12 protein-coding genes are annotated in these 14,470 nt (G+C 72.0%); 7 read left to right on the top strand and 5 right to left on the bottom strand.

What is annotated here, in order from left to right:
- Positions 1 to 48: 48 nt before the first annotated feature.
- The gene (locus OV079_RS40370) at positions 49 to 1,260 is read right to left on the bottom strand and encodes a hypothetical protein (RefSeq protein ID WP_267775015.1); all 1,212 of its coding nucleotides are present in this window, start codon (positions 1,258 to 1,260) and stop codon (positions 49 to 51) included.
- Between the two features lie 75 nt (positions 1,261 to 1,335).
- On the bottom strand, positions 1,336 to 1,665 hold the full coding sequence (locus OV079_RS40365; RefSeq protein ID WP_267775014.1) for a PepSY domain-containing protein: 330 nt from the start codon (positions 1,663 to 1,665) through the stop codon (positions 1,336 to 1,338).
- Between the two features lie 96 nt (positions 1,666 to 1,761).
- Between OV079_RS40365 and OV079_RS40360 the strand changes: the two genes are divergently transcribed.
- On the top strand, positions 1,762 to 3,213 hold the full coding sequence (locus OV079_RS40360) for a pyridoxal phosphate-dependent decarboxylase family protein (RefSeq protein WP_267775013.1): 1,452 nt from the start codon (positions 1,762 to 1,764) through the stop codon (positions 3,211 to 3,213).
- A 24-nt stretch (positions 3,214 to 3,237) separates the two neighbouring features.
- Here OV079_RS40360 and OV079_RS40355 read toward each other — a convergent pair whose 3' ends face one another.
- Entirely contained in the window at positions 3,238 to 4,200 is a 963-nt protein-coding gene (locus OV079_RS40355) for an outer membrane protein assembly factor BamB family protein (RefSeq protein WP_267775012.1), read from the bottom strand.
- A 572-nt stretch (positions 4,201 to 4,772) separates the two neighbouring features.
- Here OV079_RS40355 and OV079_RS40350 point away from each other — a divergent pair.
- The 5 genes from OV079_RS40350 to OV079_RS40330 all read left to right on the top strand — a co-directional run bounded on the left by OV079_RS40350 (position 4,773) and on the right by OV079_RS40330 (position 11,437).
- A complete protein-coding gene (locus tag OV079_RS40350; RefSeq protein ID WP_267775011.1) occupies positions 4,773 to 5,951 on the top strand; it encodes an HTTM domain-containing protein in 1,179 nt (392 codons plus the stop codon).
- Between the two features lie 14 nt (positions 5,952 to 5,965).
- The gene (locus tag OV079_RS40345; RefSeq protein ID WP_267775010.1) at positions 5,966 to 6,196 is read left to right on the top strand and encodes an HTTM domain-containing protein; all 231 of its coding nucleotides are present in this window, start codon (positions 5,966 to 5,968) and stop codon (positions 6,194 to 6,196) included.
- A gap of 83 nt (positions 6,197 to 6,279) precedes the next feature.
- The gene (locus OV079_RS40340; protein ID WP_267775009.1) at positions 6,280 to 9,372 is read left to right on the top strand and encodes an efflux RND transporter permease subunit; all 3,093 of its coding nucleotides are present in this window, start codon (positions 6,280 to 6,282) and stop codon (positions 9,370 to 9,372) included.
- 38 nt (positions 9,373 to 9,410) lie between these two features.
- Complete coding sequence (locus OV079_RS40335; RefSeq protein WP_267775008.1) at positions 9,411 to 10,076, top strand: response regulator transcription factor; 666 nt, start codon at positions 9,411 to 9,413, stop codon at positions 10,074 to 10,076.
- A complete protein-coding gene (locus tag OV079_RS40330) occupies positions 10,073 to 11,437 on the top strand; it encodes a sensor histidine kinase (protein ID WP_267775007.1) in 1,365 nt (454 codons plus the stop codon). Before OV079_RS40335 ends, OV079_RS40330 begins: the two co-directional genes overlap by 4 nt.
- Before the next feature lie 68 nt (positions 11,438 to 11,505).
- Here the strand turns inward: OV079_RS40330 and OV079_RS40325 are convergent, their stop codons facing one another.
- Both OV079_RS40325 and OV079_RS40320 read right to left on the bottom strand, forming a co-directional pair.
- On the bottom strand, positions 11,506 to 11,940 hold the full coding sequence (locus OV079_RS40325; RefSeq protein ID WP_267775006.1) for a hypothetical protein: 435 nt from the start codon (positions 11,938 to 11,940) through the stop codon (positions 11,506 to 11,508).
- Between the two features lie 390 nt (positions 11,941 to 12,330).
- Positions 12,331 to 13,404, bottom strand: a complete 1,074-nt coding sequence (locus tag OV079_RS40320) for an ADP-ribosylglycohydrolase family protein (RefSeq protein WP_267775005.1) — start codon at positions 13,402 to 13,404, stop codon at positions 12,331 to 12,333.
- A 792-nt stretch (positions 13,405 to 14,196) separates the two neighbouring features.
- On the opposite strand from OV079_RS40320, the gene OV079_RS40315 reads away from it, so the two are divergent.
- Positions 14,197 to 14,445, top strand: a complete 249-nt coding sequence (locus tag OV079_RS40315; protein WP_267775004.1) for a hypothetical protein — start codon at positions 14,197 to 14,199, stop codon at positions 14,443 to 14,445.
- The last annotated feature ends 25 nt before the right edge of the window (positions 14,446 to 14,470 follow it).

Raw genomic sequence — 14,470 nt, 5'->3', positions numbered from 1 at the left:
AAAATAGATAAGGCCGTCAAGGCCGGAATTCGTGGCCGTACGCGGCCCTCAGCCCCACGGCGGCGCGACGGGCAGGGTGTGCCGGCGGACCAGCGACAACGCGCCGGTCTTGCGATCGCGGCGGATCATGTAGACCCCGCGGTCGCTGCCGAGCCGGGCTTGTCTCGGCTCGTCGCACCCGTCGAGCTCGATCGTCTCCGGCTCGCCGGGCCCGCCGAAGCCCCGCTCGCGCGGCACGTCGCAACCCATCACGCTGTACAGGCTGGGACACACCGACCACCCGCCGAGCGGGTTGCCGTTCGGTGCCACGTCGACGACCTGCGTCGAGGGTCCGACGTGGTACCCCGCCGCGCCCCTGGCGACCACCTCCGACACGCTCTCGCCGCTCGCCAGCTCGCAGCTGCCCATGATCGCCTCCTCGCCCTCGAAGGGGTCCGAGCCGTCGAACAGCACGTGCGTGCCGGACGTGGCGAGGCCCTGGCCTGCACACGAGGTCTCGACCGGGTTGGCCCCGTCCGGATCGACGAGGGTGACGAGCGTCCCGCCGACCGCCAGCCGGTCGCCCATCGCGTCGATGAAGCGCACCCACGACGGCCCGGAGAAGCTCGCCTGCGGCTCACCGGTCCACGACAGCGTCGTCACCTCGTCATCGACGGCGAAGCTCAAGCCCACCGACGTGATCGCCATGTGCTGCGAGGCGACCTCCTTCGTCACCATCAGCGGCTCGCCGATCGGCCCGTCGCCACCCGCTCGCACGAACATCAACGCGCTGTCCGGCGAGCTGCCGAGCACGCCGACCTCGCCCGTCACCCCGTTGACGTGGAACGCGACGACCGAGGCGAAGCCCGCGAGCGCAGTGAGATCGACGCTGCTCGTCAGCCCCGACCCCTCGATCCGCTGCAGCAAGATCTCGCCGGCGAGCGTCTCGCCGACCACCCACGCGCGCTGCTCCTGCGTCAGGTCGAAGCCCCACACGCGGTCGAAGGGCGCCAGCGGGACCGTCCACGCGAGCTCGGGCTCGACCGGCAGCGTGCACGCGGCGGTGCATGCGTCGCAGCCGTCGTCGCCGTCGTCGCACGCCTCGCCCGGATCGACGATGCCGTCGCCGCAGCGACTCGCCGGCAGGTCGAGTCCTCCGCTGCTCGTGCCGCCGGCGTCACCGCTGGTGTCGTCGCTGCTCGGGCCGTCACCGGCGGTGTCATCCTCGCGCGTGGGGCCGCACGCGCAGACCAACGCCACCAGAAGCCAGGAGCCGCGCATCCGCGGCGCAGGTTATCACGCCCTGCGCCACATCAGCGCGACCGCGCCGGGCGGGCGAATCGAGCGCTGCGCGGTTCAGTCGTCGCGGTCCTCGTCCTCGACGGCAAGGATCGCCCCGGTGTCGCCGTCGACCTCGACCTCCTTGCGCGGCTGGGCGCGGTCGGTCGGCTGGATCTCGATGCTGTAGATCCACCGCCCGTGCTCGCGCTCGAGCTCCGAGGCGAGCACCGTCCCGGGCACCTGCTTGAGCGCGGTCTGCTGCGCGGCCTCGGCGGTGATCTTCGGCTTCGCGGCGGTGTCGCGGGACGCGGTCGCCGCCGGCGCCGTCGAGGTGTTGGCAGAGGTCGCCGCGTGGCTGCAGGCCGGCGCGAGCGACAGGACGAGGGACATCACGAAGGTGTGCATGCCGGCAGGATGCCGCCTGCGGCCGCGGGGCGCCTGTTAAGCCTTCATGAAGGCCCGTCCTTGACGCCGCCGCGCCCGGCCCGCGAAGTGCCTCCCGTGGACCTCGACGCGCTCGTGCGACCGATCCTCGAGCTCCTGCGGGAAGCGGACGCGCGGGACGTCCGGATCACCGACCTCGTCGGACCCGAGGCGCACGCCGACGCCTTCGCCGCGCTCGGAGCTCCCCTGTCTCTCGGGCCAGGTGACGAACCGCTCGACCCTGCGACCCTGACGCGGGCGCTCGAAACAATCGTCGCCCGCTCGGTGCGGACCCTGCACCCGCGGTTCTTCAATCAGAACTTCGCCGGCGCCGACCCGATCGCGGTGATCGGCGACTTCCTCGGCGCCGCGCTCAACACCACCATGGCCACCTACGAGGCCGCGCCGGTGTTCACCCTGATCGAGCGCGAGGTGCTGGCGCGCCTGGCCGCGCTGGCCGGCTGGGCCGCGCACGAGGGCGTGTTCGTGCCCGGCGGCTCGTTCTCCAACCTCTACGCGCTGCAGCTGGCGCGCCTGCGCGTCGACCCCGAGGCGCGCGAGCGCGGGCACGACGGCGCGCCGCTGGTCGCGTTCACCTCGACGCACGCTCATTACTCGCTGGAAAAATCAGTCGTGCTGCTCGGCCTCGGCCGGCGCGCCCTTATTAAAATCGCCTGCGACGAGCGCGGTCGCATGCGCCCCGACGCCCTCGCTGCCGCGATCGACGACGCGCTCGCCCGCGGCCAGCGGCCGTTCTTCGTCAACGCCACCGCCGGCACCACCGTGCTCGGCGGCTTCGACCCGCTGCCGGAGCTGGCCGAGCTGGCCGAGCGCCACGGTATGTGGCTGCACGTCGACGGCAGCTTCGGCGCCTCGGCGCTGTTCTCATCGGCGCAGGCGCACCTCATGGACGGCGTCGCCCGGGCCGACTCGCTGGCGTGGAATCTCCATAAAATGCTCGGGGTCACCCAGCAGTGCGCGGCCTTCCTGGTCCGCGGGACAGGTGCGCTGCGGGCCGCCTTCGCCACCGGCGCCAGCTATCTGTTCCAGCCGGACAAGCCGTATGCCGAGCTCGACAGCGGCGACGCCACCTTTCAGTGCGCCCGCAGAGTCGACGCCCTCAAGGCCTGGCTGGTGTGGAAGGCCCGCGGCGAGGCCGGCTTCGCGTCTCGCATCGACCACGCGGTCGGCCTCGCCGAGCACTGCGCCGCGCGGATCGCCGGCGACCCGCGCTTCTGCCTGGCCGCCCCGCCCTCGTGGGTCAACGTGTGTTTTTGGTGGATCCCCCGGACCTGCGGCCCTTCGCCGGCCGCACCCCCGAGGTCGACGCGACGCTGCACGCCCTGGCCCCGCGGATCAAGGCCGCCATGCTGCGCCGCGGCGAGGCGATGCTCGGCTTCCAGCCGGTCGACGGCGGACCCAACTGCTTCCGCCTGCTGTTCATCAACCCGGCGACGACGATCGCGGACGTCGACGCGACGCTCGAGATCGTCGACGCCTGCGGCCGCGAGGCGCTCGCCTAGCCGATAGGACATGTTTTGGGAACATGTCCGATCAGCCACCGCGCGGCCGGCCCAGGTCCTTGAGCACGGCCCCGGTCGCGCGGTCGACGATGCGCAGAGCGACCGCGGTCTTGGGCCCGTCGCACTCGTAATAGACGCGAGTCGCGGTCCCGACCATCGCGTCGCCGCTGCTGCCGCCGCAGGTCGACGTCCACAGCACGGCCCCGGTGCGAGCGTCCACCGCGGTGATGTAGGTCTGCCGGATCAGCAGGGTTCCGCCCACGAGATCGAGGGCCTCGATCCTGTGACCCTCGCTATCGAACAGCACGCGCCAGGTCTGCTGACCCGCGCCGTCGTAGCCGACGAGCGTCACCTCCGGCGTCCCGGGGTCCTTGATCTCGACGCCCACCGAGTCGCCGGTGACCAAGTCGGTCAGCCGCGCTTTCTTGGTATTGAAGTCGCCCTCGCAGCGCGCGTGGGTCGCGGTGTCGCACAGGACCGGGCGCGTCTCCATGTCGGGGCAGGTCGGCGGCGTCGCGGCGTCGTCGCGCTGGCCGGTCGCCGCGTCGAGCACGAAGCGCACCTTGTCGCGCTGATAGACCCCGACCTTGTCGCCCTCGGCGCACAGCCAGTCGACCTCGTCGGTCAACGCGAGCGCGGTGCGGGTCGTGCCATTCGCCGGATCGAGGATCTCCACGGCGCGCGGCTGCGCCAGCACCACCGCGCCGCCGGCGAAGACCCCGAGCCGTCGCGCGTCGTGGACCTCGATCCGGCGATCGGGGCGCCGCCACAGCGGCTCGTAGCTGTGGCCGTCGAACGCCACCACGCCCTCGTCGGCGAACCACCCGACGACCTCCTCGACGCCGTCACCGTTGAGGTCGCCGAGGATCGGCGGCCCGCCCATCCACTGCCGGTACGCCCCCGGCTCCGCGGCGCCGAGACAGCCCGTGACGGCGAGCAGCGCCAGCACGGCCGCGCCCGCGCGACTCCTGCGACCTCCGCGTGCATCCTGCATGACGGGCACTCTAGCCGATCCGGCGGAGCCGCCGGCGCGCGCCGGGGATGCGCGCTCCCGTCACCACGCGCGGTCGCGACCTTGCGATCGATGGGCGACGACCTCGAGGACGGGCTGCCGGAACGACGTGAAGTTCTCTCGCTCGCGCGACCTGTCGCGGCGCGTGCGATCCCCGGCGCCGCGGGCGCAGCGAAGGAGCCGCGATCACCCGAGGCGAACCTCGGCACCACGCCGAGCCGCAAGGGCCGGCACACACCGATCCCCGCGCCGAGCGACCTGTCCCGAAGAACATGTGACTCCAAACCTCGTCCCGGCCTGTGCAGCGGGTCACTCGGCGCCAGGCCGCGACTTGTGCCGGAACGCGGAGAGACCGGCGCGCTCGCTCGCAGACCGGGGAGGACCCTCGCGGATCGGGTGTGACCACGCGGCGCACAGCATGACGTCCGCGCAAGTCGGCGCACGCGGCCGCGAAGAGCTGGTAGAACTATGTCCGTGTGGACGAGCGTGGCGGCCGCCGAAGGTGTGGCCCAAAGAACATTCTGACTCTGGCGATCGGCGCTATCGCAACGGACATGGAAGACCGCCAACACCACGAGCCTCCTCCGCCCCGCGCGCCCTTGTGGGCGCGGCTGTTCGGTCCGGTCGACATCGCCTCGCTGGTCTGTTTCCGCGTCGCCTTCGGCGTGCTGATGATGGCCGAGGTGGTCCGCTACATCCCGCGGATCGAGCGCTACTACATCGACCCGCCGTTCCACTTCTCGTACTACGGCTTCGATTGGGTCCAGCCGTGGCCGGGCGACGGGATGTACGTCCACTTCGGCGTGCTCGGCCTGGCCGCGCTGTGCGTCACGATCGGCCTGTGTTACCGCGCCGCCGCCACGGTGTTCTTCCTCGGCTTCAGCTACATGTTCCTGCTCGAGCAGGCGCGCTACCTGAACCACATCTATCTGCTGTGCCTGATCGCCTTCATCATGATCTTCGTGCCGGCGCATCGAGCCTTCTCGATCGACGCCTGGCTGCGGCCGAAGCTGCGCAGCGACACCGCGCCGGCGTGGGCGCTGCGGCTGGTGCAGCTGCAGATCGGCATCCCCTACGTCTACGGCGGCATCGCCAAGATCAACCACGACTGGCTGCGCGGCGAGCCGATGCGCATGTGGCTGGCCGAGCGCGCCGAGCGGCCGCTCATCGGCCCGCTGATGACGCAGGAGTGGGTCGTCTACTTCTTCAGCTACGGCGGCCTGCTGTTCGACCTGCTGATCATCCCGGCCATGCTGTGGCGGCGCACCCGGCCGTACGCGTTCGTCGCGGCGCTCGGCTTCCACTTCATCAACGGCAACATCTTCACCATCGGCATCTTCCCGTGGGTGATGGCGGCGGCGACCTTGATGTACTTCCCGCCCGACTGGCCGCGGCGCTTCCGCGACTTCCTCGGCCGGCTGCTGCGCCTCCCGCCCGCCGAGCCCACGCCCGTTGCACCGCCGCCGCCGCTGCCGACTCGCCTCGGCCGCGCACAGAAGTGCCTGCTGACGTTCCTCGGCGTCTACACCGCGTGGCAGCTGCTGTTCCCGCTGCGTCACTGGCTCTACCCCGGCGACGTCGCGTGGACCGAGGAGGGCCACAAGTTCTCGTGGCGCATGAAGCTGCGCGACAAGGGCGGCAGCGTCAGCTTCCACGCGACCGACCCGTCGACCGGCGAGTCGTGGAAGATCGACCTGCGCGGCCGGGTCAAAAGTGGCAGCTGTCCGAAATGACAGGCCGGCCAGAGATGATCCTGCAGCTCGCGCATCACCTCGGTGAGCAGCTGCGCGCCGAGGGCATCCCCGATGTCGAGATCCGTGCGCTCGCCCCTGTCTCGCTCAACGGGCGCGAACCCCAGTTCCTGATCGACCCCGACGTCGACCTCATGAAGGTCGAACGAAGCCTGCTTCCGGCAACGTGGATCCGCCCCGAAGCGCCGCTCGAGTCCGCGGCCCAGGCGCGCCTGTCAGAGATGTAATCCGCGGTTAATCGACCGAGAAACACCGTTGCGGCTAATCGCTGGGGTACGCGGACGATCACCCTCGTCCGCGCCTCGCCCAGATGCTCGGTTGGCTCATCCATCAATCGATCCAGCTCCGTCTCCTGATGCTGGGTCTCCTCCTCGCCCTCCTCGTGGGAGGCGGCCTCGCGGCGCGCAGCCTGCCGATCGACGCGCTGCCCGACATCTCGACGATCCAGGTCAGCGTGCTGACCGAGGCCCCCGGCCTGTCGGCGCCCGAGGTCGAGCGCAACGTGACCTTCCCGATGGAGAACGCGCTCAACGGCGTGCCCGGGCTCGAGGAGCTGCGCTCGGTGTCCCGCGCCGACCTCAGCGCGATCACGGTGGTGTTCCGCGACGGCACCGATCCCTGGTTCGCGCGCCAGCTGGTGTTCGAGCGCATGCTGCAGGCGCGGGGTGACCTGCCGGACGGCCTACCGACGCCGCAGCTCGCCCCGCTCAGCACCGGCCTCGGGGAGATCTATCAGTTCGTGGTGCGCTCGCCGGTGCACTCGCGCAAGCAGCTGCGGACGCTGCTCGACTGGGAGATCGTGCCGCGCCTGCGCGGCGTGCCCGGCGTCATCGAGGTCAACACCCAGGGCGGCGAGCTCAAGCAGTACCAGGTCATCGTCCAGCCCGACCGCCTCGCCGCCTACGGCCTCACCCTGCGCCACCTCAGCGAGACGCTGTCGTCGGCCAGCGCGATCATCTCCGGCGGCTACATCGACCGCACCGCCGAGTCCTTCACCCTGCGCGCCGTCGGCACCTACACCGGCGTCGAGGACCTCGAGAGCGTCGTCCTCAAGGTCGCGCCCGACGGCACGCCGATCCTCGTCAAGCACGTCGCCACCGTGCGCGACGGCGCCGCCCTGCGCCACGGCATCGTCACGTACATGGGCGAGGACGAGGCGGTCGCCGGCGTCATCATGATGCTGCTCGGCTCGAACAGCCGCGACGTCATCTACGCCGTCAAGGACCGCGTCGCCGAGGTCCAGGCCGAGCTCCCGGCCGGCGTCGTCATCGAGGCGGTGTACGACCGCGCCGAGTTCGTCGAGCGCACCCTGTCGACGGTGGTGAAGAACATCCTCGAGGGCGCCGCGGTGGTGTTCCTCGTGCTGATCGTCCTGCTCGGCAGCGTCCGCGGCGCGCTCGTGTGCGTGCTCGGCATCCCGGCCTCGATGTCGGTGGCGCTGTTCGGCATGCACTGGGCCGGCGTCGCCGGCGACCTCATGTCGCTGGGCGCGATCGACTTCGGCTTCCTCGTCGACGGCCCGATCGTCCTGCTCGAGGCGCTGATCGCCGCCTTCGCCGGCCAGCAGCTGACCTCGCGCGAGCGCGCCGACGCCTACGCCAGCTCGCTGTCCCGCGTGGTCCGCCCGGTCGCCTTCGCGGTGGCGATCATCATGCTGGTGTACATCCCGCTGCTCAGCCTCGAGGGCGTCGAGGGCCGGCTGTTCAAGCCGATGGCCACCACCATGGCGTTCGCGCTGTTCGGCGCGCTCGTCTACTCGGTCGCGTTCCTGCCGGCCCTGCTGGCGCTGTTCGTCCCGCCGGCCAAGCACGGCACCAGCGGCTGGCTGCGCGTCCTCACCCGCGGCTACGAGCGCGCCCTGCCGTGGGCGCTGAAGCTGCGCTGGCCGCTGCTCGCCGGCGCCGCCGCCATCCTCGTCATCACCGGCGGGATCTTCGCCGGCAAGGGCGCCGACTTCGTCCCGCGCATCGACGAGGGCGACATGGTGGTCAGCCTGCGCCGGCCGCCGTCGATCAACCTCACCGAGGCCAAGCGCCTCGACCTCGAGGTGCAGAAGATCCTGCTCGACTTCCCCGAGGTCGACGGCACGCTCGCGTTCACCGGCCGCGCCGAGGTCGCGATCGACCCCGCCGGCAAGGACAAGACCGACATCGTCGTGCCGCTCAAGCCCAAGGAGGAGTGGGTCACCGCCCACGACCTCGACGCGCTCAGCGTCGTGTTCAAGGACGCGATCGAGTCGCGGGTGCCGAGCACCTTCGTGTCGATCTCGCAGCCGATCGAGGACCGCAACAACGAGATCATCTCGGGCTCGCGCGCCGACATCCAGATCATGGTCCTGGGCCCCGACCTGCTCGAGCTCAAGCGGATCGCCGACTCGATCGCCACCGCCATCCGCCCGATCGACGGCACCGGCGACCTCCGCGTCGAGCAGGTGCTCGGCATGCCCGAGCTGACCGTCAAGCCCGACCGCGCCCGCCTGGCCCGCTACGGCGTCGCCCTCGAGGACGCCCTGCTCGCGGTCGAGGCCGCCCGCGTCGGCCTGCCGATCGGCCTCGTCTACGAGGGTCAGCGCCGCTTCGACGCGCGTCTGCTGGTGCCGCCGCGCGAGCCCCGGCCCGAGGCGCTCGGCGACCTGTTCGTCGAGACCGTCGACGGCCACCGCGTGCCGCTGTCCGAGGTGGCGACGATCGAGGAGACCGAGGGTCCGGCGCAGATCCGCCGTCAGGACCGCGTCCGTGTCGTCCGCGTCGAGGTCAACCTGCGCGGCCGCGACCTCGTCTCGTGGGTCGGCGACGCCATGGCCGCCGTCAAGGAGAGCGTGCCGCTGACCCCGCCGTACAAGGTCACCTGGAGCGGCCAGTTCGAGAACTTCCAGCGCGCCAGCCAGCGCCTCGCGGTGGTCGTGCCGATCTGCCTGATCCTCATCTTCGGCATGCTGCTCTGGAACTTCCGCGACGTGCGCTACGCCGCCGCCGTGTTCGCCCTGGTCCCGTTCGCCCTCATCGGCGGCCTCGCCGGCCTCATCCTCCGCGACATGTCGTTCAGCATCCCCGCGGCCGTCGGCTTCATCGCCCTCGCCGGCGTCGCCGTGCTCAACGGCGTCGTCCTCGCCTCCGAGGTCCGGGGCGCGCTCGACGAGGGCCACCCCTTCGACGAGGCGCTGCTCAAGGGCTCCTCGCACACCATGCGGGCCGTCCTCACCACCGGCGCGGTCGCGGCGCTGGGCTTCCTGCCGATGGCTCTGGCCACCGGCGCCGGCTCCGAAGTGCAGCGGCCGCTTGCGACGACTGTCGTGTTCGGTATCGGCGCCTCGACGATCCTCACCCTCTTCCTGCTGCCCGCGCTGCTGCGGCTGGTGCTACGCCGCGAGCGCCGGGCCAGCGAGAACATGACGCACCTGTAATGTCAGAACAAAAAGCCGCCGTGTATGCTTCCAGGCCCATGAAGGCGCTGATCGTCGAGGATGACGTCAAGGTCGCGCTGTTCATCGCCCGCGTCCTCTCGGAGGAGGGCTGGGTCACCGACCAGTGCACCCACGGCGCCGACGCCGTGCGCCAGGCTCGCTCGGTCGAGTACGACGTCGTCCTGCTCGACTGGATGCTGCCCGACATCGACGGCCTGGCCGTGTGCCGCGAGCTGCGGCGGGCCGGCTCGGTCGCGCCGATCATCATGTTGACCGCGCGCGGCGAGGTCTCGGAGCGCGTGCTCGGGCTCGAGGCCGGCGCCGACGACTACGTGGTCAAGCCGTTCGAGATCGACGAGCTGCTGGCGCGCATCAACGCGCTGCTGCGGCGCACCCAGGGCTTCGGCCGCCTGCAGGTCGGCGTCCTCGAGATCGATCGCCTGCGCCGCGTCGTCTCCCTCGAGGGCAAGCCCGTCGATCTGACCGGCCGCGAGTACGCGCTGCTGCTGTGCCTGGCGAGCCAGGAGGGCCGCGTGGTCGCCCGCTCGGAGCTGCTGACCCAGGTGTGGGCCACGCACTTCGACCCCGGCTCGAACCTCATCGACGTCCAGATCAGTCGCCTGCGCGACAAGCTCGGCGACCACGCGTGGATGATCGACACCGTGCGCGGCAAGGGCTACCGTCTGCGGCGCGATCCTCCATGAGCCTCCGCGTCCGCTACGTCGTCGCGACCTCGGCCATCACCCTGGTCACGCTCGGCGCCGCGTCGATCGCCGTCACCCTCGCCGTCAACGCCAGCCAGGAGCACCAGCTCGACCTCGCCCTCGTCCGTGAGGCCCGCGAGGAGGCGGCCGAGGCCGACAAGCTCGGCGGCGACGAGCTCGCCATCTCCAACCGCCCCGGCCCGTTCGCCAACGACGTCGGCCCCCTCACCAAGTACGCCGTCATCTACGGCCCCGGCGACCGCGTCATCGCCCAGACCCTGTCGTGGCAGCGCGACCCGCCGCCGCTGTCCGAGCTGCCGCCGCCCGACGGCAACTGCTTCGACCTGTGGTCGGCCCACGAGCACCTGCGCGCCGTCCACGTCGACCTGCCCTCGCACGAGGGCTCCTCGCTGCTGCTCGCCGCCCCGCGCGCCGACCTCGACGGCGACGCCCGCTTCCTCGAGCGCGCCATGGGCACCGGCTTCGCGGTCGCGCTGGTGTGGACCGTCCTCGTCGCCCTCGCCGTCGTCCACCGCCTCACCCGCGACCACCGCACGATCGCCGAGGTCGCCCGCCGCGTCGCCGCCGGCGACCTCGCCGCCCGCATCGACCTCCGGCACGGCGACCGCGAGATCGTCCAGCTCGCCCGCGACATCGACGCGATGATCGAGCGCCTCGGCCTGCTGCTCGGCCTGCAGCAGCGCTTCGTCGCCAACGCCGCCCACGAGCTGCGCTCGCCGCTCACCACCCTGTACGGCGAGCTGTCGCACGCGCTCCGCCGCTCGCGCGACGCCAGCGAGTACGAGCGAGCCATCCGCGAGGCGCTCGAGAGCACCTCGCGCCTGCGTCGCCTCACCGAGGACCTGCTGGCCGTCGCGCGCATGGGCGCCGCCGGCGACGAGGTCGGCGAGCCGGTCGACATCGCCGAGCTCGGCCAGGAGGCGATCGCGCTGGTCCGCCACGAGAGCGACGCGAAGGGCGTGAGCATCGAGTGGGACGGCCCCGGCGCGCGCGTCATCGGCCGCGCGCACGACCTGGTGCGGCTGATCCGCAACCTGCTCGAGAACGCGGTCCGCCACACCCCGCCGGGCGGCAAGGTCAGCGTCCGCTGCCGCCCCGGGCCCACCCGCGTCGAGCTGCGCGTGCGCGACGAGGGCCCCGGCGTGCCCGCTGCCGAGCGCGAGCAGATCTTCGAGGCCTTTTACCGGGGCACCCGCGAGCGCGGCGCCAACGACGGCGGCACCGGCCTCGGCCTCACCATCGCCCGCGAGATCGCCCACGCCTACGGCGGCCAGGTCGTCGTCGCCGCCGAGGAAGGCCCCGGCGCGGTGTTTGCGATCACCCTCCAGCGCGCCCCCTGAGACATGTCTTGAAGAACATGCCCCTTCCGGCATGCCCTTAAAACCTGCCCCTTCGAGCATGTCCCGAGTCACCGGCGGCGCGCGGCGAGCAGGCCGCCCCACCAGGTCGTCGGGAACGCGGTGAGCACCACCGCCAGCGGGTACCACTTGGGCCCGAACTCCGGCCCGGCGTCCCAGGTGGCGATCGCCCCCAGCGCGCTGAGCACCACGCCGATGCTCGCCAGCACCGCCACGTGGCGCATCGGTCGGCGCCGCGCCAGCCGGCCGGTCACGAACCCGCCGAGCACCCCGAAGGCCGAGCGATAGACCAGCGCCAGCAGGAACAGCGCCGCGGGCATCGGCTGCCCCAGCGGCGGGAAGACCCCGCTGGCGTGCATGAACGCGTCGGTCGCCACCGACAGCACCACCGTGGTCAAAAGCCCCGCCAGCACCGGACCGACCCGCCGCAGCACCGCCGCGACCGGGCCCGACTCCGTGATTCGTGACATTCCGTGGTCTTCCATGGCCGTTCTCCTGTCCGTCACCTCCACGTCGAAGCCGGACCGGCCAAATCGACATCGGTCCGCAAATTTTTCATGAAGAGGTCCGCACCCTCCGCGCCCTTCCGGACCGGACCGGCGCCGAGCGCGTGACCGGCGGACCGGGGCGCCGCGGGCGAAGGCCAAAACTCCGGATGATGTCTGAACGGACATGCTTTAAAGCATGTCTCATGAGACTCATGGCCGAGCTCCACGCGGCCGCCCGGCGAGCGCGTGGCCGGTGGCCGCCCGGCTCATGCGCGGGTCTCTGGCACGCGGGTCGTCGCGCCGCTCCGCGGCGGCTTCTGCACCCATCGTCGCCGGGCGACCGACGGACATGTCCTTTCAGACATGCCCCATGAGCCTCCTCGGCCCTCACGCACCGCGCGGCCGCAGCACGCGGAGGACCCCGTGGGCCAGCACGATCGCCGTGAACTTCAGATTGCGCAGCAGCAGGGCCGGCCAGGAGATCGGCAGCGGCCCTTCGTCGCTGCGAGCCGGGCGCTGGCCGAAGCAGCGGGCAAGGCGGTCGCCCAGCCGGGTGATCCACGCGACCGAGCGCGGCGCCTCGTGCAGCCCCGTCAGCCACGGCGCCGGGATCGACCGCGGACCCCCGGCCGCGCCCGCCAGCCCACCGACGATCGCCGCCACCGTGTCGGTGTCCCCGCCGAGTCGCACCGCCAGCTCGACCGCCGCGCCCACGTCGCGCGGCGCGCTCGCCCAGCAGTACAGCGCCACCGGCACCGTGTGGTGGATGTAGCCCGACACGCCGTGCACCTGTCCCAAAGCACAGGCGAACGCCTCCGCCGTCTCGCCGCGCTGCAGGTGCGCCGCCGCCAGCGCCAGCGCGGTCGCCAGCTCGCGATCGTCGGTCGCCTCCGCCAGCGCCGTCAGCAGCCCCGCGGGGTCGTCGGCCGCGTCGTCGTACACGATCGCCGCCGCCGCGCGCGCGACCGCCAGCGCTCCGGCGAGCGCCCGCGGGTCGGTGTGGGTCATCCGCGTCGAGCGGGCCACGAACAGCTCGAGCCGCACCGGATCGTCGCCCACACACACGCCGAGGATCGCGGCTCGCATCGCCGGTCCGTTGCCCGCCGAGTCGACCCCGCTGCGCTCCGGCGACCACCCGAGCCACAGCCGCACCAGCGCGCGCAGGGTGCCCCAGCCGACGCTGGCGGGCAGGCCGAGCAACCACCCGCGCAGCCGCCACGCCAGCGAGCGGGCGAACGCGCGGGAGTCGTCGGGCGCGGCCAGCAGCGCCTGCCCGGTCATGCACGCGTGCTCGGTGTCGTCGCTGATCATCCCGCGCGCGCCGATCAGCGCGTGTCGCAGCGGCCCCGCGCCGATCGCCGCGCCGACCCGCGCCCGCGACAATCCCTCCCACGGCAGGCCGATCGCGTCCCCCACCGCGCCCCCGAGCAGGCAGCCGACGATCGCGTCTCTCAAGTCCATGCGCACCTCCGGCTCGCCCCACAGCAATCGCGAGCCACGTCCTCGCGCCACCACTCGCGGACAGGACGTCACGAGCCGACACGCAGCGCCGCGGCCGCGTGCCATCGTGACGCGGACCCGCTCTGCGACCATCGAGGCCTCCGCCGCACTCCCATCACCGCGGCGCACACCTTCCTCGCCGTTGACAGGCTCGCGGCCGCTGACAATTCGTCGCGCGGAGCGCCTGACAATTCGTCGGCATCGACAGCTCCGGCGCGCGCAACTTGTCGCGCGGCCTCACCGCGACAGACCTGCTCACCCGCACCGCCGACATCACGCCGACATCCACTTGCTCGCGCACGCCGACGACCCGCACGGCATCACCTCGCCATCCTCTGCGCGCCAGCCTCTCCCGTGACTCCGGCCCACCGCCCCATGGGGCCGTCGCGCGCATGCGCGCGGTCGTCTCGCCCGGCGAGAGAATTCGCCGACCCGCAATTCGCGGCCCCGCGGCGGCGACTTCAGCGCCGAGCGCCCCATGTCTCCGCGAGCCGAACTCCAGCCTCCCGCAATCGCTCCCTCGTGGTCACGCCGCCTCGTCGGGTGCGCGCTCGCGGCGTCGATCCTGTCGCCCGCCACCGCGGCCGCGAGCGACCCCGCGAGCGAGCTCGAGCTCGAGGGCCCCGCGCTCGCCCCCGCGATCCCCTCGCCGTACGCCATGCAGCTGCCCGCGGACGACTTCGTCGCCGCCCACGACGCCTGGGCCAGAAGCGACGCCGCCTGCAGATCCAGACCGGCATCTCGGGCAGCCTCGTGGCCGCCTTCCTCGTCGGCATCCCGACGGCGCTGTTCCTGCCCTCGACCTGCCGCGACCCCGATCCGGACTTCGGCTGCGGCGAGGGCTACGGGCGCGTCTACGGCTCGATCATGCTCGCGGCCGCCGCCGTCGTCACCGTGATCCCCACGATCGTCTATGGCGTCCGCCTCGATCGCCACTGGCTCGATCGCCCGGTCCCCAGGCGGGTCGCGCTCGCGCCCGGCGGCCTCACGTTGCGCTTCTGAGCCCGCGCCGGCATCATCCTCGGCC

It is taken from the genome of Nannocystis pusilla (assembly GCF_026626665.1).
Taxonomy (GTDB): Bacteria; Myxococcota_A; Polyangia; order Nannocystales; family Nannocystaceae; genus Nannocystis; species Nannocystis pusilla.
The sequence above is the reverse complement of the archived record's forward strand: the minus strand, read 5'-3'. Positions and strand labels throughout refer to the sequence as shown.

Bases quoted from the DNA above. Each gene is read 5' to 3' on its own strand.
- OV079_RS40370 (WP_267775015.1), bottom strand. From the start codon at position 1,260: ATGCGCGGCTCCTGGCTTCTGGTGGCGTTGGTCTGCGCGTGCGGCCCC.
- OV079_RS40365 (WP_267775014.1), bottom strand. From the start codon at position 1,665: ATGCACACCTTCGTGATGTCCCTCGTCCTGTCGCTCGCGCCGGCCTGC.
- OV079_RS40355 (WP_267775012.1), bottom strand. From the start codon at position 4,200: ATGCAGGATGCACGCGGAGGTCGCAGGAGTCGCGCGGGCGCGGCCGTG.
- OV079_RS40350 (WP_267775011.1), top strand. From the start codon at position 4,773: ATGGAAGACCGCCAACACCACGAGCCTCCTCCGCCCCGCGCGCCCTTG.
- OV079_RS40345 (WP_267775010.1), top strand. From the start codon at position 5,966: ATGATCCTGCAGCTCGCGCATCACCTCGGTGAGCAGCTGCGCGCCGAG.
- OV079_RS40340 (WP_267775009.1), top strand. From the start codon at position 6,280: ATGCTCGGTTGGCTCATCCATCAATCGATCCAGCTCCGTCTCCTGATG.
- OV079_RS40335 (WP_267775008.1), top strand. From the start codon at position 9,411: ATGAAGGCGCTGATCGTCGAGGATGACGTCAAGGTCGCGCTGTTCATC.
- OV079_RS40330 (WP_267775007.1), top strand. From the start codon at position 10,073: ATGAGCCTCCGCGTCCGCTACGTCGTCGCGACCTCGGCCATCACCCTG.
- OV079_RS40325 (WP_267775006.1), bottom strand. From the start codon at position 11,940: ATGGAAGACCACGGAATGTCACGAATCACGGAGTCGGGCCCGGTCGCG.
- OV079_RS40320 (WP_267775005.1), bottom strand. From the start codon at position 13,404: ATGGACTTGAGAGACGCGATCGTCGGCTGCCTGCTCGGGGGCGCGGTG.